The sequence below is a fragment of the Streptosporangium jomthongense genome (genome assembly GCF_042650425.1).
GTDB lineage: Bacteria > Actinomycetota > Actinomycetes > Streptosporangiales > Streptosporangiaceae > Streptosporangium.
Genome location: NZ_JBHSBC010000003.1, coordinates 62517 through 85919 on the forward strand (window position 1 = coordinate 62517; position 23403 = coordinate 85919).

The window sequence follows — 23403 nt, forward strand, 5'->3', positions numbered from 1 at the left end:
GCCGGTACCTGAAATCCAGGAAAGGCGGTCGATGTTCGGAACGAATGGTCGCATCGGGCTTCTCAGAGCTGCGGTGAGAAATGAACAGGAGAAGGCCGTGAGATCGGATCGTCAATGATGAGGCGCAGCCGCCGTACCGTCGCTGTGACCGCCTTCGCGATTCTGTCCGTCGTGGTCGCGGGGTCGGTCTGCGTGACCACGGCCGGCTCGGGAGCGCGTCAGCGTTCCGCGGCGGCTTCCAGGGTGGCGCTGGCCGGGGTGAGTCTCCGGGAGAACAACCCGGAGCTCTCCCTGATCCTCGGCGCCACGGCGATGCGGCTGGACCCCGATCCACTCGTCAGGGCCGCACTGATGGACGGCATCATGGCGACCCGGCAGCAGCAGTTGGCCGGAAGCGCCGATATCTGGGCGGCGGCGTTGAGCGCCGACGGTCGACTCGCTTTCACGAGCGACAACGGGAGGGGAGTGCGTGTCCGGCCGCTGCCCGACAGGCGTTCCGTCAGGGACGAGGTGTACATGCCTGCGAGCTTCCTTCTGAAGGACGCCGCGGCGGGTGAGGTGGCGTTGTCGCTCGACGGAAAGGTCGCACTCATAGACACGGCGAACGTGTGGGACCCGCCGGTGGAGATCTGGGATCTGACGAAGCCAAAGAAGCCCCGTCATTCGGCGACCTTCGAAGGAGGTCAGCCGGAGGGGGATGTGGAAAGTCTGACCATCACACCGGACGGCAGAACCGCCCTGGTCAACCGAACCGACTCCGAGACCGATGTGGGTCATGTTCTGGTGCTGGACATCACGGACAGGTCGCATCCGGTCAAGGTGGCCTCGTTGTCTTCCAAGAAGACCGGCTCCGGGAGGCTTGGGGTCGACGCGACCGACAAGGTCGCGGTGATCGTCGGCAAGGACGGGGCCGTGGTGTGGGACATCACGGATCCATCCAAACCGAAAGAGACGGCGAGCATTCGGCGGCCGGGCACCGCTGAATGGAGAAGCGTCGCGCTGGGGCCCGAAGGGGACGTGATGGTGGTGGGGACGGGCGACGGAGCAGTCGTGTGGGACCTGCCGAGCGGAGGTGATCCCGTTCAACGAGGAGCGTTCTCCCAGGGCACGGGTCCCGTTGACATGATGTCGGCGGTCTCGGACCGTCACACCGTTCTGATCCGCCAGGGAATCTATTCTGTCGCGCTGTGGGAGATAACCGACCCGTCCCACCCCTTCAAGGTCGCGCAGCTGGGCGGGGTCGACAGTTTCGCCAGGTCGGTCGCGTTGAGCCGGAACGGAATGACCGCTTTCGTCGGCGTAAATCAGGGGAGCGGGATCTGGTGGAACCTTGCGGAAATCAGCGGCGACCCGTTGCGTGACCTGTGCCGAGGCGGCGCGGCCCCCAGCGGGTTCATTCTCGACAAGGACAAGTGGGATCGGTACGTCGGCGAAGGCTGGGCCGACCATTTCGGAGACCGGACCTTTTTCCAGCCGTGTAGCGACCCCTTGTAGGGAGCAGCCTGACCGGGCCGGCGAGCGCACTCGCCGGCCCGTCGGCGGCGTCCTCACCGAGAATCCCGGCCTCGAACCCCGCCGCCGGGGATCACGACGTCAGTAGCGCCACAGGTGGGCGGTGATGACTTCTTCGAGGGGTTTGCCCTCGGCCCAGGCCTGGTCGGCCGCGCGGACTGCGGCGAAGGCACCCAGGAGTTCCTCGCCTAGGGCGTCGCGGACGCGGTCGTTGCCGAGCAGGGCCGCGCGCTGTTCGTCGGGGGTGGCGGGAAGACGGTGGATGTTCGCCGCTTCGCGGCGCTCCGCTGACCACGTGTCCGGGTTCTCCTGGACGGGCTCCGGCGGGGTGAGACCGTCGGCGATCCCGGCCAGGCTGGAGGCGATGACGACGGCGAGGGCGAGATGGGGGTTGGCGGAGGCGTCGGAGGGCTTGAGCTCGACGTTGGCGTGGGAGGCGCCGAGCAATTCGGTGGCGGGGACGAACCGCAGGGCGGCCTCCCGGTTCTCCACCCCCCAGAAGGTGTAGGCGCTGGAGAAGTAGCCGGGCCTGAGCCGGTGCAGGGAGGGGACGCTGGGCGCCGTGACGGCGGTGATGGCCGGCAGGTCGCGTAGGAGACCGGCCAGGTAGGCGGCTCCCTCGGCGGTCAGGCCGTACGGGCCGTCGCCCCCGGAGAGCAGGTTGACCCCGTCGCGGGACAGCGAAGTGTGCAGGTGCCAGCCGTTGCCGACCCCGGCGCCGGTGATCAGGGGGGCGAAGCCCGCCCGCAGCCCGTGCGCCCTCGCGGCGGCGTGGATGGTCTGCCGGGCGAGCAACTGCTGGTCCGCGGCGGTGACGGGGTCGGCCGCCGCGATGCTGAGCTCGTACTGGGCCGGGCCGTACTCGGCGTGGAACTGGTTGACCCGCACGCCGTTGTCCCGCAGGTCACCCAGGAGCTGGGCGGCGAAGCCGTCGACGTCGAGCAGGACGCGGGGGCCGTAGGCCGGGCCGGGGAGGGCGAGCTGGGTGCCCCCGCCGGGGCCCGGCTCGGTGTGGCTGAGGTGGAACTCCATCTCGTAGCCCGCGCGGAACTCCAGGCCGAGTTCGGCCGCCCGGGCGACCTGACGCTCCAGCGCGTCCCGCTGGTCGTACGGCCAGGCGGAGCCGTCGGCGGCGACCTGCCTGCCGGGGACCCACGCGAACGAGGGCTGTCCGGCCAGCTGGACGATCCGGTCGGAGACGGGGATCAGCCGGATGTCGCCGGACGGCGTGGCGAGCCCCGGGTGGCCGAAGGTGATGCCGTCGTGGGAGTCGAAAACCGCGAACAGCGTGGTGACGCCGACCCCGCGTTCCGCCACGGACGCCAGCTGGTCGACCGGGACCGTACGGGAGCGGGTGATGCCGTTGTTGTCCGCCCAGGCGATGGTGATGCCGACGACGCCCTCCTTCGCCAACGCCTCCGCCTTCGCCTGGAGATCGACGGTCGTCACGTTCTGTGCCATGGATCGCTCCTTGGGAGTTCGGTGGTTGTCAGGCGGTCACGGCGAGACGTGGTCCGGGGCGTGGAGGGTACGGCCGGGCGCGACGGGGATGGCCGGAACCGGTGTGCCGGGCGGGCGTTCTTCGCGTCGAGGGGCACGCTGGCGAAGATACCGTCTGGGGTCACGGCGACGAGGGCGAAGATCCGGATACACGCCGGGAGAGCACCGGGAGCCGGGGCCGTCCCACTCCGGCAGGCGAGGCCGGTCTTCGGAGGCCACGGTTCAGGCGATCACGGCGATCACGGCGATCACGGCGACCGCGGCCGGTCACGGTGGCCGCGGCCGGTCACCGGTGCCGTGGTGCCGGAGGGCGCCTCGGTGGCCGGTCCGACCCAGGCCACCGACCGGCCCGTGGCGACGAGCTTCCCTCGGCCGCCACCGGGCGAAGAAGGCGCGCTCCTACCGGGACTCTCCCATGAGCGCGGCGAGCACCGCCGGAGGCAGTTCGCCGGGCTGACGGGGCACACCGGCCTCGCCGAGGACCTGGACGGCGTGTTCCTCGGGGAGCAGGGCGAGCCAGTCGAGGACGGCGGCCCGGTGGGCGTCGGCGGTCAGTTCGCCGTGCACCCTGAGCCTGGCCAGGCCGCCGTCGGGGAAGACGTCGAGACGGACGTGCGTCACGGGGGCGGCGGAGACCGGGCGGAAGAAGTGGCGCGTGTCCGGCTGCAGCCTGGTCCTGGGGATCAGGTCGAACCACTCGGTGTCCTCGCCGGGACGATCGGCGTCGGTCCCTCTCAGCGTGGCCCAGCCCGCCGCGTTGCCGACGAAGTACGACGTGTCGATCTCCACCCGGCGGACCCGCCCCCGGGCCGCGAGCCTGATCGACACGTGGTCGTTGCCGCCGTCGCGACGGCGGGCGTTTTCCCAGCCGTCGCCCATGGTCGCGGCCCTGCCGGGCAGCAGCAGTTGCACCGGCGAGGAGTAGAAGGTGTTCGAGCAGTCGATCACCGATCCGCCGTTCTCCAGCGCGGCCAGGTCGATCGTGCCGTCCAGGAGACGGGGGTCCGGCACGGGCTCGCCGTACACCCGGAACCGGGCCACCCCGCCGTCGGGGTAGATGCTCAGCCGGACGTGGGTCCAGCGTCGTGGGTCTGTCACCTCGAAGGCGTTCTCGGCGTCGCCCTCGATCGCGCTCCTGCCGACGATCGTCTCCCAGGTCGCCTGTTCGAGCTCGGCCGGTGACGGCGCCCCCTCGACGCTGGTCGCCTCGACCGAGGCGTAGGGCGGGTAGTTGCCCCTGAACCAGGCGGTGTCGATCACCACGCCGCGCACCACGCCGGGGACGCCGAGCCGGATGATCGCGTGGTCGTTCCCCGGTTCGCGGCGGCGCCGGGTCTCCCAGCCGTCGTACACCTTGCCCTTGTGGCCGAAGTCCTCCGTCGAGAACACCGAGGGACCGGGCTTGATCAGGTTCTCGCGTTCGGCGAACAACTCGTCGTTGGCGTACACGACGCTGCCGGCCAGCGCGCGTGAGGCCAGGTCGGGAAGGTGGGTGAAGGTCATGCCTCTCCTCGGTTGAGCAGCTGGCCCCGCGGCGGGCCGTCGATGTCGATCCGTACGCCGCGCAGCCAGGTGCCGCGGACCACGCCGGTGAGCTCGCGGCCGTGGTAGGGCGTGACGGGGTTGCGGTGGTGCAGCCGGTCCCTGTCGACCGTGAACACCTGGTCGGGGGCGAACACGCAGAAGTCGGCCTGGTGGCCCGGGGCGATCCGGCCCTTGCGGGACAGACCGGCCACCCTCGCGGGGCCCTCGGCCATCCAGCGCGCCACGTCGGTCAGGGTGTGGCCGCGACGCCTGGCCTCGGTCCACACGGCGGGCAGGCCGAGCTGCAGCGACGCGATGCCGCCCCAGGCCGCGCCGAAGTCCCCGGTGTCGAACCGCTTGAGCTCCGGTGTGCACGGCGAGTGGTCGGAGACCACGCAGTCGACGGTGCCGTCGGCGAGACCCCGCCAGAGCGACTCGCGGTTGGGCTCCTCGCGGATCGGCGGGCAGCACTTGAACTGGGTGGCCCCCTCGGCGATCTCCTCCGCGGTGAACGTCAGATAGTGCGGGCAGGTCTCCACGGTGATCCGGACGCCGTCGTCCCGGGCCGAGCGGATCATCGGCAGCGCGTCCGAGCTGGACAGGTGCAGGATGTGCACCCGGCAGCCGGTCGTGCGGGCCAGTTCGATGACGCGTGCGATCGCGAGGTTCTCCGCGCCACGGGGCCGGGAGCGCAGGAAGTCCCGGTAGCTCGCGCCGTGCGCCGCCGGGGCGTGATCGATCACGTGCGGGTCCTCGGCGTGCACGATCATCAGCGCGTCGAACGTCCGGATCTCCCGGAGCGCGTCCGCCAGCTCGTCCGGCTCAAGGTGGGGGAACTCCTCCACACCGGAGTGCAGCAGGAAACACTTGAACCCGAACACCCCGGCGTCGTGGAGTCCGCGCAGCTCACGCAGGTTGCCCGGTACGGCACCGCCCCAGAGGCCGACGTCGACGAGCACCCGCCCCTCGGCGGCCTCCCGCTTCACCCGCAACGCGGCCGTGTCGACGGTCGGCGGGAGGCTGTTCAGCGGCATGTCGACGATCGTCGTGACGCCACCGGCCGCGGCGGCCCGGGTGGCGGTCGCGAACCCCTCCCACTCGGCCCGGCCGGGGTCGTTCACGTGCACGTGGCTGTCCACGAGGCCGGGCAGCAGCACCTCGTCGTCGCCGAGTTCGACGACCTCGGCGGCGTCGAGATCCGTGTCCGGCGGTTCGACCGCGACGATCGTCCCGTTCCGCACGCCGACGCCGCACGCCCTCTCCCCGGCGGGGGTGACGACGCGACGGGCACGGAACAGCAGGTCAAGCCCGGCCATCAGGAGGCACCCCCGGTGTGGACCGGCCATCCGGTCACGGTCTTGGGGCGCGGTTTCGCGTAGGTTCGCACCTTGCTCGTGGTGAGGCCGAGCCGGACGAGCCCTTCGGCGAGGGTGACCGCGGCGGCGACGCCGTCCACGACCGGCACCCCGGTGGCGGCGGTGATCTCCCGGTCGAGACCGGCCATCCCCCCGCATCCGAGGCAGATGACCTCGGCCCGGTCGTCCTCGACGGCCCTGCGGGCCTGGGCGACGATCGCGCCGACGGCCCGGCCGGGGTCCTCGTCGAGTTCGAGGACCGAAAGCCCGCCGGCCCGGACCGACGCGCACCGGCCGGTCAGCCCGGCGAGCCGCAGCCTGTCCTCGATCTGCGGCACGGCGCGGTCGAGGGTGGTGACGACCGAGTAGGTGCGCCCGATCAGCATCGCGACCTGCGCGGCGGCCTCGGTGATGTCCACCACGGGGACGTCGAGCAGTTCCTGGAGCCCCTCGCGGCCGTGCTCGCCGTACCCGGCCTGGATCACCGCGTCGTACGGCTCGGCGTACCGGACGACCCGGTCCATCACCGCGACCGCGGCCAGGTAGCTCTCGAAGTTCCCCTCGACCGACTCGGGCCCGAACGACGGGGTGAGGCCGACGATCTCGACGCCCGGCGACGCGTACGCCGCCGCCTGGGCACGGATCGTCTCGGTCATCGACCGGGTGGTGTTCACGTTCACGATCAGGATGCGCATGACGGCCCACCTCGTACGGCCCGCAGTTCGGCGGGGGTGACGCCGGTGAGGTCGCGCAGTTCGGCCTCGCCGACGGCGCCGCAGTCGAGGCCCCGGGCGAGGAACCCGGCCATCGCCCTGGCGGTCGCGGGCTCGTCGAGGAAGCCGGACTCCCGGCGTTCGAGATAGCCGCGCAGCCGGGCCGCCGCGCCTGGCAGCCCCTCCCTGAAGAAGGCGTAGACGGCGGCGTACCGGCTGGGCAACTGGGCCGGATGCAGGTCCCAGCCCTGGTGGACGCCGTCCTCAAGGGCACGCCGTACCAGGCGCGCGTGCAGCCTCCAGGCGGCGCGGACCGTGTCGCCGTCGCCGACCGGGAGCACGTTGGTCGAGCCGTCGCAGACGCGTACGCCGGTGCCCGCGGCGGCGACCCGCATGACGGCCTTGGCGTGGTCGGCGACCGGGTGCTCCACGCTCTGGTGGGCGGCCGAGACCCCGAGTGCCGCCGAGTAGTCGTAGGTGCCGTAGTGCAGGCCCGTGCAGCGCCCGGCCGAGGCGTGGATCATCGGCGCCAGCGGCGAGACGCCGTCCACGCCCATGATCGCCTGTGGTGTCTCCACCTGGATCTCGAACCGCAGGCTCCCGTGCGGCAGCCCGTGGGCGGCCTCCAGCCGTTCGGCGGTCAGCGTCATCGCCTCCACCTGTTCGACGGAGGTCACCTTCGGGAGCGTGACGACGAAGCCGCCGGGCGGCGGGCCGAGGGCCTCCAGGAAGATCGCCAGGGTGCGCAGGCCGCGCCGCCGGGTCGGCGCCTCGAAGCTCTTGAACCGGATTCCGCAGAAGGGCGTGCCTTCACCGGAGGCGAGGGCCTTGGCGGCGGTCCGGGCGGCCGCGTCCTCCTCGGCGTCCGGGCGGTCGCCGTAACCGTCCTCGAAGTCGATCCTCAGGTCCTCGACCGGTTCGCGCTCCAGCTTGGCCAGGACCAGGTCGTACACCTCCGCCGCCGTCCCCGGCGGCAGGCCGAGCGCGTCGGCGAACTCCTCGGCGGTCCGGCCGTGCGCGGCCAGCGCCGTCCGGGCCTGCTCGCCCCACGTCCGTACGGTGTCCGGGGTGTAGCGGTCGGCCGGGACGTAGACGGTGTGCACCGGCTGCCTGCCGGTCGGCTCGCCGGGGTAGGCCGTGCGCAGCCGTTCGTCCGCCGCCGCCAGCCGGACATCCAGCTCGGCGGAAAGCTCGGCGGCGAGGCCGGTGGTGAGGTCGGGGCCGTTCACGATCCGGCCTGGATGACCCGGCCGTCACGGACGACGACCTGAGGAGTCGGCCGGTCCACCACGGCCTGGGCCATGGACTCGGCGCGGACCAGGACGAAGGTGGCGGGGTCGCCGGGCTGGAACCTGACCGGTTCGAGACCGAGCAGGGCGGCGCCCCCGTGCGCCGCGACCTCGTAGCACGCGGCCAGTTCCTCGTCGGTACGGGCGTCGGTGCGGTAGGCGAGCAGGTGCGCACGGTTGATCATGTCGCCGTCGCCGAACGGCGTCCACGGGTCCCGCACCCCGTCGGATCCGAGGCCGACCGGCACCCCGGCCTCGCGCAGCGGCCCGACGGGCGGGATCGGGGACGCGCCGAGCGCGCAGGTGGTCAATGAGACTCCTGCTTCGAACAGCGTCTCGGCGAGGTCCTCGCGGCCCTCCAGGCAGAAGGCGTGGCTGATTGTGGTCGGCACCCCGCTGGACCTCGCCCTGCGGGCGATCTCGACCACCTGCGCGACACCCTCCTCGCCGCGGTCGTGCAGGTGGATGTCGACGGGTACGGCGTGCCGCTCGGCCATGCCGTACAGCAGGTCGAGGTGGCCGTGCAGGTCGCCGTCGACGCCCACGGGGTCGAGCCCGCCGACGATGTCGGCGCCCTCCCGCAGTGACCGCTCCATCAGCTCCGCCGTCCCCGGCGCCGTGAGCAGGCCGAGCTGGGGGAAGGCGACGATCTGCACGTCCAGCAGGTCCCCGCGCGCCTGGGCGGCCTCCCGCACGCCGTGCACGTTGCTCAGCCCGTACACCGGGGCGACGTCCACGTGCGCCCGCCACGCCCGGGTGCCACGGGCGATCGCGCTGTCCATGAGCGCCCCGGCCCGCTCGGCGACCGGCGCGGTCATCCCGGCCCGTGCCGCGACGTCGCCCTCGATCAGGTCACGCAGCGTCCCGGCCGGGGTACGGCTCAGCCAGGGCTGCCCCCAGGTGGTCTTGTCGGGGTGGATGTGCGCGTCGACCGGGGCGGGCAGGGCGAGCAGCCCGCCGCAGTCCACCACCTCGCAGTCCTCGGTTCTGCGTTCGAGGGGGACGACGCGACCGTCCTCGACCAGGACGTCGTGGGGGCGGACATGGGTGAACAGAATCTGAGCCATACCGGCTGATCCCCTTAACCTGAGGGCGACAGTGTCCTAGAATTATCAGACATCAGATGATTAGAGAAGCAGAGGAAGAATGCGCCACGTGGGCCGGACCTCCCTCGTCGACTCCGCCATCCACGAGCTCCGCCAGGAGATCGCGAACGGCGTCTGGCCGGTCGGCACCAAGATCCCCACAGAGGGGCGGCTGGCCGAGACCCTGGGCGTGAGCAGGCTCTCGGTGCGCGAGGCCGTCCGCGTCCTCGTCCACGCCGGTCTGCTCGCCACCCGTCAGGGCGACGGAACCTACGTCACCGCGACCGACGAGAACGAGGTCGCCCTCAGGCGCCGCCTGGACCGCGCGGCCACCATGGACATCATCGACGTACGGCGCGGCCTGGACCTCGTGGCGGCCAGGCTCGCCGCCGAACGACGCGAACCGGCCGACCTCGACGCGCTGCGGGAGACGCTGGAACGGCGCACCGCCGCCCACGAGGCCGCCGACCTCGACGCGTTCGCCGACGCCGACGTTGACTTCCACCTGGCCGTCGCCGCGGCCTCGCACAACCCCGTGCTGCTGGACCTGTACCGGGGCATGAGCGAGGCGGTGCGCGAAACGGTCCGCCGCGACCAGTGCATGGAACACGCCGTGCTCGACGCCGACTCCACCCACCGGGACCTGTACCGGGCGATCGAGGCGGGCGACGCGGCGGGCGCGGTCACGATCGCGCTCGCCATCCTCAACGAGCAGGAGAACGATCTCTGAAGCGCCTCAGGGGAGCCTGATCAGGCGCCGCTCGACGGCGGCGGTCACCGCGGCCGTACGCGTGTCCACGCCGAGCTTGCCGTAGATGTGCACCAGGTGGGTCTTGACCGTCGCCTCGGTGATGAAGAGCCGCCTGGCGATCTCCCGGTTGCCCGCGCCGCTCGCCAGCAGCTCCAGGATCTCCACCTCCCGGGCGCTCAGCGCCGGGCCGGGGTCGCGCATCCGCCTCATCATCCGGGCCGCGACCTTGGCGGACAGCACCGACTCGCCCTTGGCCGCGGCCCTGATGCCCTGGAACAGCTCCTCCGGCGGACACGCCTTGAGCAGGTAACCGGTGGCCCCGGCGTCGACGGCCCGCATGATGTCCGCGTCGGTCTCGTACGTCGTCAGCACCAGGACCTGCGGCGGAGTGGGCAGCTCCCGGATCCGCCGGGTGGCCTCGACCCCGTCGACGCCGTCGCCGAGCTGCAGGTCCATGAGCACGACGTCCGGGGAGCTTGAGGCGACACCCCGCAGTGCCTCGTCCCCACCGGCGGCCTCGCCGACGACCTCCATGTCGGGCTCACCGCCGAGCAGCGCCACCAGCCCCGCCCGGACCACCGGATGGTCGTCGACCAGAAACAGCCTCATCGCTCCTCCTCCCCGTCTCGTGCCGCGCGCCGGTCGGGACCGTGGCCGCGATCCCCGTTCCCTCGCCGGGGACGCTCTCGACGACCAGGACGCCGTTCACCTCCGCCATCCTGTCGCGCATCGCCCGCAGGCCGTATCCCCGGCCCGGCGCGGGGGCCGGGGCGTCGAACCCGGCGCCGTCGTCGAAGACGTCCAGCGTGACCTCACCGTCGAGGTAGGACAGGGTCACCATGGCAGTGCCCGCGCGGGAGTGGTCGCGGACGTTGGCCAGCGCCCCCTGCGCCACCCGCAGCAACGCCGCCTGCACCTCGGGCTCCAGCGGGTGCTGCTCGCCCTCCTGACGGAAACGCACGTCAGGCCCGGTGCCGTTCCCGGTGTCCGCGCAGAGCCTGGCCAGGGCCTCGGGCAGCGAGGCCTCGACCAGGCCCGGGGGCTGGAGGTCGCGGACGAAGCGCCGGGCCTCGTCGAGGTTCTCCGCGGCCGCTGCCGCCGCCCGCCGTACGTGGGCGCGGGCCAGTTCGGGGTCGGAGGCCCACATGCGGTCGGCGGCCTGCAGAAGGATGCCCATGCTGGTGAGCCCCTGGGCGAGGGTGTCGTGGATCTCCCTGGCCAGCCGCTCGCGCTCCTCCAGGACGCCGGTACGGTGCCGGGAGTCGGCCAGCGTTCCCCGGGTGCTGATCAGGTCGTCGATGAGGAGCTGCCGGGCGGCGCTCTCCCGCTGGAGCTCCCAGAAGATCACCGCGGTCATGGCGGCGATGCCGATCGGCGCGAGGATCAGGCTGAGATCGAACTCCCGCGCGATCTTGAGCTGGGCCGCGATCACGACCAGTGTGAGGGCGGCCGCGGCCACCGCGAAACCACGCGCGTTCAGCGACCGCAGGCACAGGAAGAGCAGGGGGACCGCGCACCAGCTGAACGACGGCGCGAGCACCACGAGCACGAGCCAGACCGCCGCCACTCCCGCCAGCCAGACGACGCGCCCGCGTCCGAGGCGGTTCCAGAGGACGACGCCCGCCGTGTAGGTCAGGGCCAGGAGACCGCCGACGACCAGCGAGGCGACGGTCCGCGTCCCCATGTCGTGCCGGGACACCAGCCGTAGGGCGGAGGCGGCGAGCAGCAGGTAGAACCCCGCGTGCATGGCCCAGTTGAGCCAGATACGTTCCCTCATCACCCTCCTTGTCTGGTCTTTCTCGACGTTATCCCCTGGCGAGGATCGGCCCGAGCGGTACGGCCACGCGTCAACCGATCGGTTGACTTCTCCCTCGACCCTTCGGCGTCCGGGAACCGCCCATGCTTGCGATGGCCGGGAACGCCGTCTCCGGAAGCCTTGGGTGTGCAAGGTTCCACCGACCCGCACCTGGAGAAACCAATGACAGTCCGTTCCGCGCGTCCCCGCCTGGTCGTCGGCTCCCTCGCGGGGCTCGCCATCATGGCGGGCACCCTCGGTTTCGCCGCCGCCTCCCCCGCGCAGGCCGCCCCCGCCAAGAACGGGCAGGCCGTCGTGCAGACCGACGTGCTCTCCGCCGACGCCGCCCTGACGATCGCCGACGCCGCGATGAAGGAGGCCGCCAGGCGGAAGCAGCGTGTCACGGTGGTGATCGTCGACCGGTCCGGCGTGACCCGTCTGGTGCTGAAGGGCGACGGCGCGGGCCCGCAGACCGAGGAGTCGGCGCGGCGCAAGGCCTTCACCGCGGTCTCCTTCGGTAAGACGACAAGTGAGCTTGGCAAGGGCGTGACCGGCGGCGGCCCGAACATCGCCGACATTCCGGGCACTCTCTTCCTCGGCGGCGGTGTTCCCGTGGTCTCCGGCGGCGCGCCCGTCGCGGGCGTCGGTGTCGGCGGCGCGCCGAGCGGCGACATCGACGAGGCCATCGCCCAGGAGGGCCTCAAGGCCGTCGCCGGTCGGCTCCGCTGACCGACCCGTCCCGCCGGGCCCCGTCCCGCCGGGCCGGACGTCGTCGGTGGCCGGGAGTCGAGGCAGGGGACCAGGAGGTCAGGGATCCGGGAGGCCGGAGGTCGGGAGACCGGGTATCGGAAGCAGGGGAGAGGGACGATGTGGATGAGGCGCCGGGCGATCCTGCTCTCCGGACTCGGCCTGCTGGCCGCTGCCTGCGGCGGCCGTACGGTGAGTCGCACGGTGAAAGGGGAGAAGGTGCTCAACGAGGAACTGCTGACGCGCGCCGCGCGAGGCGACGTCGCGGGTGTCCGGGACGCGCTCACCTCCGGGGCCGACGTCGGGGCCCGCGACGGGCTCCGCCGTACGGCACTGCTGCTCGCCGTGGCGGGCGACCACGTGGAGGTCGCCGAACTGCTGATCGCGGCCGGCGCGGACCCGAACGCGCTGGACTCCAGGCACGACACCCCCTGGCTGGTCACGGGCGTGACCGGAAGCGTCGCGATGCTCAGGGCCCTTCTGCCCGGCAGGCCCGACCTGACCATACGCAACCGCTACGGGGGCGTCTCCCTGATCCCCGCCTGTGAGCGTGGGCACGTGGACTACGTCCGGGAGGTGCTGAAGACCGGCATCAAGGTCGATCACGTCAACGACCTCGGCTGGACCGGCCTGCTTGAGGCGATCATCCTCGGCGACGGCGGCCGGCCCTACCAGGAGATCGTCCGCCTGCTCATCGCGGCGGGCGCCGACGTCGACCTCGGTGACCGCGAGGGCGTCACCCCACTCGCCCACGCGGTCTCCAGGAGGCAGACCGCGGTGGCCGGCCTGCTCCGCGCCGCCGGAGCGCACTGACGGCTCAGGAGGAGTGGGCCTCAAGGGTGGGCCAGGTGCCGTCCTCGGTGAACTGCTGCGCCCAGTAGTACGGGTTCACCTCGCGAAGGGTGCGAACGCCCCATCCCGCCGGGCTGGAGTCGTCGGGCACACCGACCTGCACGTCGGGCCCCCACAGGGCCAGGCGCTCCTGGCAGACGCCACAGGGAGGAAGAAAGAGGACGCGGTCCCGCGCGGACTCCCGGAAGACGCACACGGAGGCGGTGATCCTCTTGTTGAGCGTGTAGGCCTGGCAGAAGGCCCCGGTCTCATGACACAGGGAAACCCCGCCGTTGAAGTTGTCCAGGCCGACGCTGGTGATGATCTGCCCGTCCTCCAGGTAGACGGCCGCGGCGCCCCCCGGTTCGTCGGCGGGCCAGCGCCGTTCCATCTGCGCGACGGCCGCGTCCACAAGGGCTTGATCAAGTCGCATCCGGTGTCTCCCGTTGTAGAACAGGCCTCCACGATACGAGGCGCGGGCCACGGGAGGCGTCCCGTGGCCCGCGCGTTCACCGGCCCTCGGTTCCGGCCAGAAGGTCGTTCCGGCCAAAGGTCAGCAGGTCAGGGGGTCAGGATGTCGTCGATGGCGGCGTGCAGGTTGGGCTGCGGGCCGATGTGGCGGGGGTCGCTCGCGGGCTGTCCCGTTCCGGTGAGCTTGAGGGTGTCGCGGGCCTGGACGGGGGTGAGCACGCCGCCGTTGGCCTTGGCCACGCCCTGCAGGGAGGCGACGGTTCCGGCGATGATGGCGCTGGCGCTTGAGGTACCGCTGAACCTGCCGGAGTAGATCTTGTTGGGGTTGGTCTCCGAGGGAGTCAGGTCGTTCGCCAAGGGGACGCCCAGCGTCGCGACACAGGCGCCGTAGGCCTGGAGGTCGACGCGGGAGCCGTACGTGGAGAAGGACATCGCGGTCCGCTCGGCGGGCGGGGCCGAGCCGAGGCAGTTGGTGCCGCCGGGGCTGGGGGGCGCTCCGGCGCCGACGATGATGGCGCCCGAGTCGGGGCGGCCCATGATGACGGCGGAGTAGGGGTCCAGGGGATCGTCGAGGTTGCTGCTCGCGTTGCCCCCCGCCTCGACCACGGTCACTCCGGCGGCGACGGCCAGGACGATCTGGTCGTAGACGCTGCTGTCGTACTCCCAGGGGTAGTGCTTGTACGCCTCGGGTTCGGCCCCGAACTCGAAGAGCATGACGTCGCCCGGCTGGGAGTGGGCGGTGGTGTAGGCGACGGGGTCGGGGATCGCGTTGCCGGTCAGGTGCAGGGTGGCGTGCGGCGCGATGCCCGCCATGCCGACGCCGTTGTCGTCCTGGGCGCCGATGATCCCGGCGACGGCGGTGCCGTGGTAGATCGTGCCGGCGTCGGTGGAGCACGGGTCACCGAACGCGGACGGCAGCTGGACGATCTGACCCGCCGCGACGCGTCCCGCGAGGTCCTCGTGGCAGAGGTTCCAGCGGTTGGCCACTCCGCTCAGCTGGGTCGGGGTGATGTGGGTGGTGGTGGTGCCGTCGCCCAGCTGGCCGGTGCCGTTGACGCCCCAGGTGAAGAACGACGAGCCGGCCTTGCCGATGTTGTGGGTACGGCCCGCCGCGACCCATTCCAGGGAGGGGGAGATCGCGGTGGGGGAGGGACGGTCGGCGGTGGTGCCGTCGCCGAGCTGTCCCTGGGCGTTGTCGCCCCAGGCGTAGGTGGTCGAGGTGAGCGAGGAGGTGGTGGCGAGGCTGTGCAGGGCTCCGGCCGAGACGTCGCTGACGTTGGTCAGGCCGGGGACGGCGACCGGGGTCTTGCGGTCCACGGTGGTGCCGTCGCCGAGCTGTCCCTGGTCGTTGTCACCCCAGGCCTTGACGGTGCCGTCGTTGAGGACGGCCAGGGTGTGGTAGCCCCGGCTGCTGATCAGCCTGACGTCGGTCAGGCCGGTGACGGCGGCCGGGGCGGTGCGGTTGGTCGTGGTGCCGTCGCCCAGCTGGCCGGTGCCGTTGCCGCCCCAGGCCTTGACGGTGCCGTCGTTGATGAGAGCCACGGAGTGGCCGTAGCCCGCCGCGATTCCACCGGTCGAGGTGATGACGCCGGTGAGGCCGGGGACGGCGATGGCGACGGGGGAGGCGGAGCCGGCGTAGCCGAGTTGTCCCTGGCTGTTGTCGCCCCAGGCGCGTACGGTGCCGTCGGTCAGGACGGCCAGGGCGTGGTTGGGGCCGACGCTGATGCTCGCGGCGTTGTAGATCCCGGCGACCTGCACCGGGACGGAGCTGTCGGTCAGGGTGCCGTTACCGAGCTGTCCCTGGCTGTTGTCACCCCACGCCCACACGGTGCCGTCGCTCTTCCTCGCCACGGAGAAGTCGTTGCCCGCGGCGACGGACATGAAGTTGTTCAGGCCGGGGACCTGCACCGGGATCTTCCTGGCCGCGGTGTCCCCGGTGCCGAGCTGTCCTTGGCTGTTGTCACCCCAGGCCCAGACATGGCCGAGGGAGTCCAGCATCAGCGAGTGGTCGTCTCCGGCGGAGATCGTCTGCCCGCCGTAGGCGGGGATGATCGTGGACTGGACCTCGATGTCGGTGACGGTGATGCCGTCGCCCTTGCCACCCGTCTGGGTGTGGGCGTACTCGGCGTCCACCCCGCCGCCCGACACCGAGGTGGCCGAGTTGAGGTACTTCTGATGGGGGCGCAGCGGTTCCGAGAAGGAGCGGACGTTCGGTTTGGCCTGGGCGATCTCCACCGAGGGCAGGGCGTTGAGGTCCTTCAGCAGGCCCTCGACGCCGCTCTTGGGGGCGGTGACGACGAACCAGGAGTTGAGGTCGGGCAGTTGCCTGCCGGTCTTCCTCTCCAGCTGGAGGCGCTGCTCGGTGGTCTTCGTCTCGGAGGCCGAGGACAGGGGCCTGATGGAGGCGTCCTTGTACTTGGCCAGGACCTTCTGGATGTCCGCGGTGTCTCCGGAGTCCCTGGCGACCAGGCCCTGCCCGCGCAGCCGTACGGCGAGGCCGGGCTTGAACTTCACCGAGAGCTGGGTCGTGGAGAAGCCCTTGGGCAGGGGGGCGTGGGTGCCCGGGGCGGTGCCCTTGTCCTTGCTGTGGTCGTAGGCCGGGGCGGGCTCGGCCGAGGCGGGATTCGCGGCGACCACGCCGGACAGCGCGCCGACGGCCACGGAGAGCAGGGCCGCGGTGAGCCACCGTGACCGTGGTCCTCCGTGACCCCGGGTGGCGGAGTGAGTTGGCACCGAATTCTCCTCTTCTCGTCGTCCTCTGGGGTGCGCGGGTGCCGCCCGGCGTTCGTGACTTTGGGCGTGCGGGCACGCCGAATGGCGCGTTTCCCGCGCGATGGGTTTGTTGTGGGACCAAGGGAGCCGACGGGTCAGCATAGGCCGATCACATGTGTGAAAATCAACTGTGAATTTGATTTGCACGATTGGCTTCCGGGTGGATGCGCAGCGTCATTGTGCTGGCCGTTGTCGCAGGAAATTGGCTGTGCACCGGCTTGACAACGCCGATTTCGCGTCGTAGGGAATCCATTGGGCCGATGGAGATCGGCGCGTTTCTGCGAAGAGGTTGGAATTCGAAATTTCCCGATGCGTTCCGTCCTGTGGAAATGATTCTGACGGCTTTTCCCGTCACGCGGAACGCTTCCTCGGGCGTGGGTTGACGACCGGTCCGCCGATCCGGCGCGGAATCCGCTTCGGGTGTGGGTCACGCCCTCCGGTCGTTCCCGTCGAACAACCTGTCCAGGTGCAGGTCGATCGCGGCGAGCGCGTCCCGGGGTTCGATCACGTTCAGTTCGATCAGGGGGGTGAGGCCGGTGAGGGCGAGGAGCAGGTTGGTCTCGGTCGCCGGGTCGCGGCCGGGGGCGATGTGCCCGTCGGCGATCGCATGGCGGACCAACCGTTCGACAAGGGCCCGTCCCCGGGTGAGGCCGTGACGCGCCTGCTCGTGGACGGCCTCGTCGTGCAGTGCCTCCAGGACGTAGGCGGTGCTCATCCGGCTGGTCGCGCGGGCGTCGGCGTGCAGGGGGAGCATCTCCATGAGCGTCAGTCGCAGCACGTCACGGGGGTGCGGGTGGTCGCCGAGCTTTTCGAGGCCCTGGGCGACGCGTAGCGAGGTCCGCTCGGACGCGAAGTCCATGGCGAAGGAGAGCATGGCGGTCCGGGAGGCGAAGTAGTGCTGCAGCTGCCCGAGGGAGATGCCCGCCTCCTGCGCCACCACGCGCAGCGTCAGGTGTGTGACGCCGCGCTGCTCCACGACCCGCCACAACGCGCGGGCGATCGCCTCGCGGCGTTCACGGTGATCCACCTGTTTCGGCATCGCCGGTCCCTCCCTCGTGTCCCGGAGTCTTTCCAATACAGTTGACATAATACAGCTGACCTATAATCCTGGCCCCACTCAGGGAAGGAGACGTCATGTCTGGACAGCCGAGGGTGCGGACCACGGAGGGCCCGGTGCGGGGGCTCTGGCGGCAGGGGCACGCGGTGTTCCGCGGCATCCCCTACGCCCGGCCTCCGGTGGGGGAGCTCCGCTTCGCCGCGCCGGCCCCGCCGGACCGCTGGGAGGGGACGAGGCAGGCGACGGAGTTCGGCCCCGTGGTTCCGCTGTCCCTGCCGGTCGACGTGGGCCCGCAGCGGGGCACGGACTGGCTGACGCTCAACGTCGGCACTCCGGACCCGGGCGCGGCGGGACTGCCGGTGCTGGTGTGGCTGCCCGTGGGCGGCTACGTCACGGCGATGTCGAGCGACCCGATGTACGACCCGGCGGCGCTGGCCGAGGCGGGACTCGTCGTGGTGACCGTCAACTGCCGCGTGGGCGCGGAGGGGTTCGCGTTCCTCGACGACGCGCCGCCCAACCGCGGATTCCTCGACCAGATCGCGGCACTGGAATGGGTGCGGCGGAACATCGCCGCCTTCGGAGGCGACCCCGACCAGGTCACCGTGGCCGGACAGTCCGCCGGGGCGGGGTCGGTCGCCGCCCTCCTGACGATGAAACCGGCGCGCGGCCTGTTCCGGCGGGCCGTCGCCCACTCGGTGCCGGGACTGCACAGCACCCCCGCGCTGGCACGGCGGATCACCGCCGCGCTCGCGGACCGGTTCGGGGCGGCGGCCCCCACCGCCGCGGCCCTGCGCGACGTCGACCCCTGGCACCTGGCCGCGGAGCTCACCTCCTTCAACGCCGGTCTCCACGCGCACCGGGAGAGCTGGGGGCGGATCACGGGGACCGGCACCTCCCTGTGCCCCGTCGTCGACGGTGAGGTCCTTCCCGAGACGCCCTGGCCCGCGCTGACCGGTGCGCGCGCGAGCGGGACCGAACTGCTCGTCGGTCACACCCGGGACGAGTTCCGGCTGTTCAGCGTCATGGGCGGACGGCGGGGCACCTTCACCGAGCAGGACGCCCGCACGGCACTGGAACTGCTCGCCCCCCAGCCGCACGGCGCGCAGGCGTACCGCGCCGCGTTCGCGCAGGCCGGCCCTGAGGAACTGGTGGAGGCGGTGTACTCCGACGCGCTCTTCCGCATGCCGTCGCAGAAGCTCGCCGAGGCGAACGCCGCGGCGGGCGGCACCTCGTACCTGTTCGAGCTGCGCTGGAGCGCTCCGGCCCTCGGCGGTGCCCTGGGCGCCTGTCACAGCCTCGACGTCCCCCTGGCGTTCGGCACCCTGGACAGCCCCGTCGGCACACAGCTCATCGGCGACGAGCCCACCCCCGAGGCCGTCGCTCTCTCCCGCGAGCTGAAGGAGGCGTGGATCCGCTTCGTCACCACCGGTGACGCGGGGTGGGCCGCCCACCGGCCCGACCGGCGGCTCACCCGCGTCCTGGACGCCCCGTCGGAGACCCTGCCCTACCCGGAGCAGGCCTCCCGCCGGATCTGGGAGGACCACTTCCCGGCCCCCTTCGACCTCCCGTAGACGCCGCGGCGCCTGCCGATCATCGGTCGAATTCTCCTGTGATGAGCCGCATAGGGGGATCTGTCCGAAAATCGTGGACGGCGGTTTGCGATGATCGTCGGGTGAACCCCCATCCTTCAGGAATCGACCAGGTGCCGGTACGGGAACGGACGCGCCGTTTTCTTGAGAGTTCCCTCCTGCAGCGGGCCGTGGTCGCGGTCATCGTGATCAACGCGATCACGATCGGCTGTGAGACGTCCTCCTACCTCGTCGATCACGTCGGCGGACTGCTCCACGTCGTCGACAGGATCGCCCTGGCGGTCTTCGCCGTCGAACTGGCCGCCCGGCTGTACGCCTACCGTGGGGCCTTCTTCCGCGACCCGTGGAACTGGTTCGACACGATCATCGTGGGCGTCGCGCTGGTTCCCGCCTCGGGCCCGACCTCGATACTGCGCACCCTGCGGATCCTGCGCGCGTTACGCCTGGTGTCGGCCGTGCCCAGCATGCGCAACGTCGTCAACGCCCTGCTGTCCGCCATCCCCGGCATGCTGTCGATCGTCGGCCTGCTCGTTCTGGTCATGTACGTCTCGGCGGTCCTGGCGACACAGCTGTTCGGAGGGATCGCCCCGGAGTACTTCGGCGAGCTGCCCACCTCGCTGTTCACCCTGTTCCAGGTCATGACCGGTGAGGCGTGGCCGGACATCGCCGAGAGGGTCATGGGGCGGGAACCGTGGGCGTGGGTGTTCTTCGTCGGCTACATCCTCATGACGACCTTCGTGGTGCTGAACCTGTTGATCGCCGTCGTGGTCAACGCGATGGACGACCAGAACACCTCGACGGAGGAACAGCGGACCGAGGACCGGCTGGCAGCCATCGCCGAGGACCTGGCCCGGCTGCACGCCAAAATCGACACGATGCATTCCTCCAGGAACGACCACCACACGGCACTCTGACCGCTCCCGGGTCCGGGCCGGACGGCCGATCCTCGTTCAGACCCCCCTGCTGATGGCCGCCGGCGCCTGTGGAACGGGCTGGGCGAGGATGGCCTCCACCTCCTTGGCGGTGAGGTCACCGCACTCGCGGAGAATGTCCAGGGCGGCGCGCCACCGCGCACGCGCGAGGTCGGACTCACCGAGGTCGTGCAGGGCCTGTGCCAGTCCCCACAGTTGCTCGGCCTCACCGGAACGGTTACCGGTCTCGCGGATGACCCTCAGGCTGTCCTGGTAGCGGTCGAGGGACTCGCGGATCCGGCCGGCCAGCCGTACGGACCGGGCGAGGTTGCCCAGGATGAGGCCGAGACGGTACCGGTCGCCCAGGGTCCGGAATATCCCGGCGGCCTCCTCGTGCGCCACGATCGCCTGATCGTGGTCACCGATGCGCTGGTGGACGAGACCCAGATTGGACAGGGCCCGAGCCTGTCCGTTGGAGTCCCCGACCTCCTGGAACAGCAGGATGCTGCGTTCGTGGCAGCGCACCGCCTCCGGCAGGTCGCCGCGCAGGCGTGCGACGAGGCCCAGGTTGTTCAGGGCGCGGGCCATCTGGTGCCGGTCACCGATCTCCTCCCACTGCCGGAGGGCGAGATCGAACTCGGCGAGGCTCTCGTCCAACCGGCCGGTGTTGCCGTACGCCATGCCCAGCAGATTGTGGGCCCGTGCCTCAAGGACCCGCCGGTCGCCGTCGCGGGCGGTCCTGACCGCGATGGAACTCAGCCGGATCAGCTCCGTCCAGCGGTCGCGGACCACCAGCGCCGGATAGGCCTCCAGGGCGAGCAGGGCGATGTCGGCGGTCAGGTCGTCGGAACCGGCCAGTTCGTCCATGATCATCGGCAGATGGGGGGCCACGAAGTCGATCCAGGCACTCGCCTCCGAGCGGTCGTCGAACGCGAAACCGGAGGGATGGGCCGGCGGCGGTCCGGTCGTGAGCGCGGAGGCCTCCTCCGGGTCCAGCAGGAGGGCGGCCTGCTGGGTGAGGGCCAGGTAGTGATCCAGCACCCGGCGCCGGGTGGCGCTCCACCCGGCGGTGTCGGCCCGCACGCGGGCCTGCTCGCGGGCGTAGAGCCGGACCACGTCGTGCATCCGGTAACGGCCGGGAACGGGCGAGTCGATGAGGCGGGCGTCGACGAGCTGTTCCAGGACGGCTTCTGCGGCGGCCCAGGGCAGGCCGGCGAGCGAGGCCGCCAGCGGCAGGTCGAGCTCGGTCACGCCGACCATCGCGAGAGACGCGAAGACCCGCGCGCCCTCCTCACTCGTCTCCCGCAGACTCACCGCGAGGCTCGCCCGCGCGCTCAGCTCACCGGCCTGCAGTTCGTTCAGGCGCCGGTGCTCCTCGGCCAGCCGGTCGGCGATCACCCGGATCGACCAGCTCGGACGGGCCGCCAGCCTGGCGGCCACGATGCGCAGCAGGAGCGGAAGGCGTTCGCAGAACCCGACGACGTCGCCGGCGGCCGTCGGGTCCGCGACCACCCGGCCCGCACCCGCCAGCCGCTCCAGCAACGTCACCGCCTCCTCCTGGGCCAGCGGCTCCAGGTGCACGAACTCGGCTCCGTCCAGGGTGGACAGCACGCTCCTGCTGGTCACGACCGTCACACATCCGCGTTCCGCGGGCAGCAGCGGACGGACCTGCTCGGCGGAGAAGGCGTCGTCGAGCACCAGCAGCAGGCGCCGCCCCGCCAGCACCGAGCGCCACAGCGCGCTCGCCGCCCCTGTTTCGCCGGGCACATCCGTGCCCGCCACACCGAGCTGGGGGAGCCACTGGACGAGGACGTCGTACGGCGTCAGCGGCGCTCCCGCGGCAGACGCGCCCTGCAGGTTGACGTAGAGCTGCCCGTCGGGGAACCCGTGCGCCATCCGATGGCTCGCATGAAGCGCCAGCGCGGACTTCCCGACTCCGGCGACTCCGTCGACGGCCACCACGTGGGCGTGCCGGGGCTCGCCGGGATCCAGCATTCCGCAGAGGACCTTCACCTCCAGGTCCCGGCCGGTGAACATCGGCGGCGGTGCCGGAAGTTGCCGCGGCACCGGAGTGGGCGCGGGGTGGGCGCCGGTCGTGGGGGAGTCGGCGGGAGACGGTACGGCGATGGCCGGATCAGCGGTGAGGATCTGCTGATGGAGGTGCCGCAGCTCCGGGCCCGGGTCGATACCGAGATCATCCGCCAACCGGCTCCGGAGGTCCCGGTAGTGGTTCAGGGCGTCGGCGGGACGGCCGCAGCGGTACAGGGCCAGCATGAGCTGACCGGCCAGGCGCTCGTCCAACGGATGTTCCCTGGTGCGGGCGGCCAGCTCGAAGGGCATTTCCGCGTGCCGTCCGAGCCGCAGCAGGACATCGCCCAGATCCAGCTCGGCGGCGAACCGTTCCCTTCCCAGGGACTCACGTACGGAGTTGAACCACGGGGTGTCCAGGGAGGCGAAGAGATCTCCCCGCCACAGGCCGAGCGCCTGCTCCAGCAGGGAGGCGGCGGTGCCGTCGTCATCGGCCGTGCGGGCCCGGGCGGTCAGGTCGCGAAAACGGTGCAGGTCCACGGTGGAGGCGTCGACCGCGAGGACGTAGCCGCCGGAGGCCCGCGAAAGACGCGCCTCACCGGCGACCGGAGCCAGTGCCTGACGCAGGCGGGACACGTAGCTGTACAGGGTTCCCTCAGCCCGTTGGGGAGAACGCTCACCCCACACCCGGTCCACCAGCTGCTCGACCGATGTCACCCGGTTCGCATCGATCAGCAGCGCCGCCAGCACGGATCGCTGCCGGGCGTGGCCCAGCTCGATCGGCCGACCGTCGGCTCGCGCCTCGACGCCACCGAACAAGCCGAACTCCACGGCCATTCCGTTCACCTTTCCAGCGGGAATTCCGGCCCGGGACGGCCGGTCGGACCAGCCGGTTCAAGGTTGGCCCAAGGTTCGTCCACAGGCAATGGCGCACAGTGGTTCTCGTTCCACCAAAAAAGCGGAAGAGCGGATACGGGAAACACGCCGGCCGCCGGAGGCGGGTGGTTCACCGGAAACCTGGAAAGACCGGAACAGCTTGATTTGGGCAGACCGTGGAGACGCCCTCTCCCAAGGCGTTTCCGTGGCGGTTCAACCGGCCGGGCAGACGGGACGATCCCAGACCGGTGGGCCGTTCGGCCGACGGGCATCCCACCGCAGGAACGGAACGGAGCCATGTCCACCCCCAAGGAGATGACCTGGAATGCTCGTCAGCCGCCTGCTCCTGATCTCAGAGATCACGCTGACCGACATGGTCGTCGGTACGGCCTTTTCCGCCTTGGCCGCGCCGGACGATCCGGCGGCCGAGCGGCCCGCGGTGACCGTCGACGCGGGCGAGGCCTCGTAGGCCGTCGTCGGCATCGACGACCGCATCGACCGGACCATTTTCGCGCGTGCCGAAAATCGGCTTTCGGACAAGGACCGCACCACTCTCACCAACGGGTGTCCCCGGTGAGCCGCCCGAATCAGCAGGCT

The 23403-nt window shown here is 71.2% G+C and carries 19 protein-coding genes; 7 read left to right on the top strand and 12 right to left on the bottom strand.

Features of this window, described 5'->3' with window-relative positions:
• Nucleotides 1-144 precede the first annotated feature (144 nt).
• Entirely contained in the window at nucleotides 145-1494 is a 1350-nt protein-coding gene (locus ACFOYY_RS04795) for a hypothetical protein (RefSeq protein ID WP_386188157.1), read from the top strand.
• Between the two features lie 99 nt (nucleotides 1495-1593).
• Here ACFOYY_RS04795 and ACFOYY_RS04800 read toward each other — a convergent pair whose 3' ends face one another.
• The 6 genes from ACFOYY_RS04800 to ACFOYY_RS04825 form a co-directional block, all read right to left on the bottom strand.
• Entirely contained in the window at nucleotides 1594-2973 is a 1380-nt protein-coding gene (locus tag ACFOYY_RS04800) for a glutamine synthetase (RefSeq protein WP_386188159.1), read from the bottom strand.
• A 438-nt stretch (nucleotides 2974-3411) separates the two neighbouring features.
• On the bottom strand, nucleotides 3412-4515 hold the full coding sequence (gene alc / locus ACFOYY_RS04805) for an allantoicase (RefSeq protein ID WP_386188161.1): 1104 nt from the start codon (nucleotides 4513-4515) through the stop codon (nucleotides 3412-3414).
• Nucleotides 4512-5852 (bottom strand): allantoinase AllB, encoded by a 1341-nt coding sequence (gene allB / locus ACFOYY_RS04810; RefSeq protein WP_386188163.1) that lies wholly within the window; start codon nucleotides 5850-5852, stop codon nucleotides 4512-4514. The genes alc and allB overlap by 4 nt, the downstream gene beginning before the upstream one ends.
• Nucleotides 5852-6586: an aspartate/glutamate racemase family protein gene (locus ACFOYY_RS04815; RefSeq protein WP_386188165.1), complete on the bottom strand. Its 735-nt coding sequence runs from the start codon at nucleotides 6584-6586 to the stop codon at nucleotides 5852-5854. The genes allB and ACFOYY_RS04815 overlap by 1 nt, the downstream gene beginning before the upstream one ends.
• Nucleotides 6574-7833 carry a DUF6986 family protein gene (locus tag ACFOYY_RS04820; RefSeq protein ID WP_386188168.1) on the bottom strand — a complete coding sequence of 420 codons (1260 nt, stop codon included), beginning with the start codon at nucleotides 7831-7833 and terminating at the stop codon, nucleotides 6574-6576. The genes ACFOYY_RS04815 and ACFOYY_RS04820 overlap by 13 nt, the downstream gene beginning before the upstream one ends.
• A complete protein-coding gene (locus ACFOYY_RS04825) occupies nucleotides 7830-8960 on the bottom strand; it encodes an amidohydrolase family protein (RefSeq protein WP_386188170.1) in 1131 nt (376 codons plus the stop codon). The genes ACFOYY_RS04820 and ACFOYY_RS04825 overlap by 4 nt, the downstream gene beginning before the upstream one ends.
• 79 nt (nucleotides 8961-9039) lie before the next feature.
• Between ACFOYY_RS04825 and ACFOYY_RS04830 the strand changes: the two genes are divergently transcribed.
• Nucleotides 9040-9708, top strand: coding sequence for a FadR/GntR family transcriptional regulator (locus ACFOYY_RS04830; protein ID WP_352015687.1), 669 nt, complete (start codon nucleotides 9040-9042; stop codon nucleotides 9706-9708).
• Between the two features lie 6 nt (nucleotides 9709-9714).
• Here ACFOYY_RS04830 and ACFOYY_RS04835 read toward each other — a convergent pair whose 3' ends face one another.
• Nucleotides 9715-10338, bottom strand: a complete 624-nt coding sequence (locus ACFOYY_RS04835) for a response regulator transcription factor (protein ID WP_352015688.1) — start codon at nucleotides 10336-10338, stop codon at nucleotides 9715-9717.
• On the bottom strand, nucleotides 10271-11506 hold the full coding sequence (locus ACFOYY_RS04840) for a sensor histidine kinase (protein ID WP_386188173.1): 1236 nt from the start codon (nucleotides 11504-11506) through the stop codon (nucleotides 10271-10273). The genes ACFOYY_RS04835 and ACFOYY_RS04840 overlap by 68 nt, the downstream gene beginning before the upstream one ends.
• Before the next feature lie 201 nt (nucleotides 11507-11707).
• Between ACFOYY_RS04840 and ACFOYY_RS04845 the strand changes: the two genes are divergently transcribed.
• Together ACFOYY_RS04845 and ACFOYY_RS04850 are read left to right on the top strand one after the other, a co-directional pair.
• A complete protein-coding gene (locus ACFOYY_RS04845; RefSeq protein WP_386188175.1) occupies nucleotides 11708-12253 on the top strand; it encodes a GlcG/HbpS family heme-binding protein in 546 nt (181 codons plus the stop codon).
• Nucleotides 12254-12391: 138 nt separating this feature from the next.
• Nucleotides 12392-13084: an ankyrin repeat domain-containing protein gene (locus ACFOYY_RS04850; protein ID WP_386188177.1), complete on the top strand. Its 693-nt coding sequence runs from the start codon at nucleotides 12392-12394 to the stop codon at nucleotides 13082-13084.
• Nucleotides 13085-13088: 4 nt separating this feature from the next.
• Here the strand turns inward: ACFOYY_RS04850 and ACFOYY_RS04855 are convergent, their stop codons facing one another.
• The 3 genes from ACFOYY_RS04855 to ACFOYY_RS04865 all read right to left on the bottom strand — a co-directional run bounded on the left by ACFOYY_RS04855 (nucleotide 13089) and on the right by ACFOYY_RS04865 (nucleotide 17384).
• Nucleotides 13089-13535 carry a cytidine deaminase gene (locus tag ACFOYY_RS04855; RefSeq protein ID WP_352015692.1) on the bottom strand — a complete coding sequence of 149 codons (447 nt, stop codon included), beginning with the start codon at nucleotides 13533-13535 and terminating at the stop codon, nucleotides 13089-13091.
• 128 nt (nucleotides 13536-13663) lie between these two features.
• Entirely contained in the window at nucleotides 13664-16306 is a 2643-nt protein-coding gene (locus ACFOYY_RS04860) for an RCC1 domain-containing protein (RefSeq protein ID WP_386188180.1), read from the bottom strand.
• Between the two features lie 466 nt (nucleotides 16307-16772).
• Nucleotides 16773-17384: a TetR/AcrR family transcriptional regulator gene (locus ACFOYY_RS04865; protein WP_352015694.1), complete on the bottom strand. Its 612-nt coding sequence runs from the start codon at nucleotides 17382-17384 to the stop codon at nucleotides 16773-16775.
• 95 nt (nucleotides 17385-17479) lie between these two features.
• Here ACFOYY_RS04865 and ACFOYY_RS04870 point away from each other — a divergent pair, with 95 nt between their 5' ends.
• Nucleotides 17480-18973, top strand: coding sequence for a carboxylesterase/lipase family protein (locus tag ACFOYY_RS04870; protein WP_386188183.1), 1494 nt, complete (start codon nucleotides 17480-17482; stop codon nucleotides 18971-18973).
• 101 nt (nucleotides 18974-19074) lie between these two features.
• A complete protein-coding gene (locus tag ACFOYY_RS04875; RefSeq protein ID WP_362779962.1) occupies nucleotides 19075-19905 on the top strand; it encodes an ion transporter in 831 nt (276 codons plus the stop codon).
• Between the two features lie 36 nt (nucleotides 19906-19941).
• Here ACFOYY_RS04875 and ACFOYY_RS04880 read toward each other — a convergent pair whose 3' ends face one another.
• Nucleotides 19942-22767 carry an AfsR/SARP family transcriptional regulator gene (locus ACFOYY_RS04880; RefSeq protein WP_386188186.1) on the bottom strand — a complete coding sequence of 942 codons (2826 nt, stop codon included), beginning with the start codon at nucleotides 22765-22767 and terminating at the stop codon, nucleotides 19942-19944.
• A 364-nt stretch (nucleotides 22768-23131) separates the two neighbouring features.
• On the opposite strand from ACFOYY_RS04880, the gene ACFOYY_RS04885 reads away from it, so the two are divergent.
• Entirely contained in the window at nucleotides 23132-23275 is a 144-nt protein-coding gene (locus tag ACFOYY_RS04885) for a hypothetical protein (RefSeq protein ID WP_352015698.1), read from the top strand.
• Nucleotides 23276-23403 lie beyond the last annotated feature (128 nt).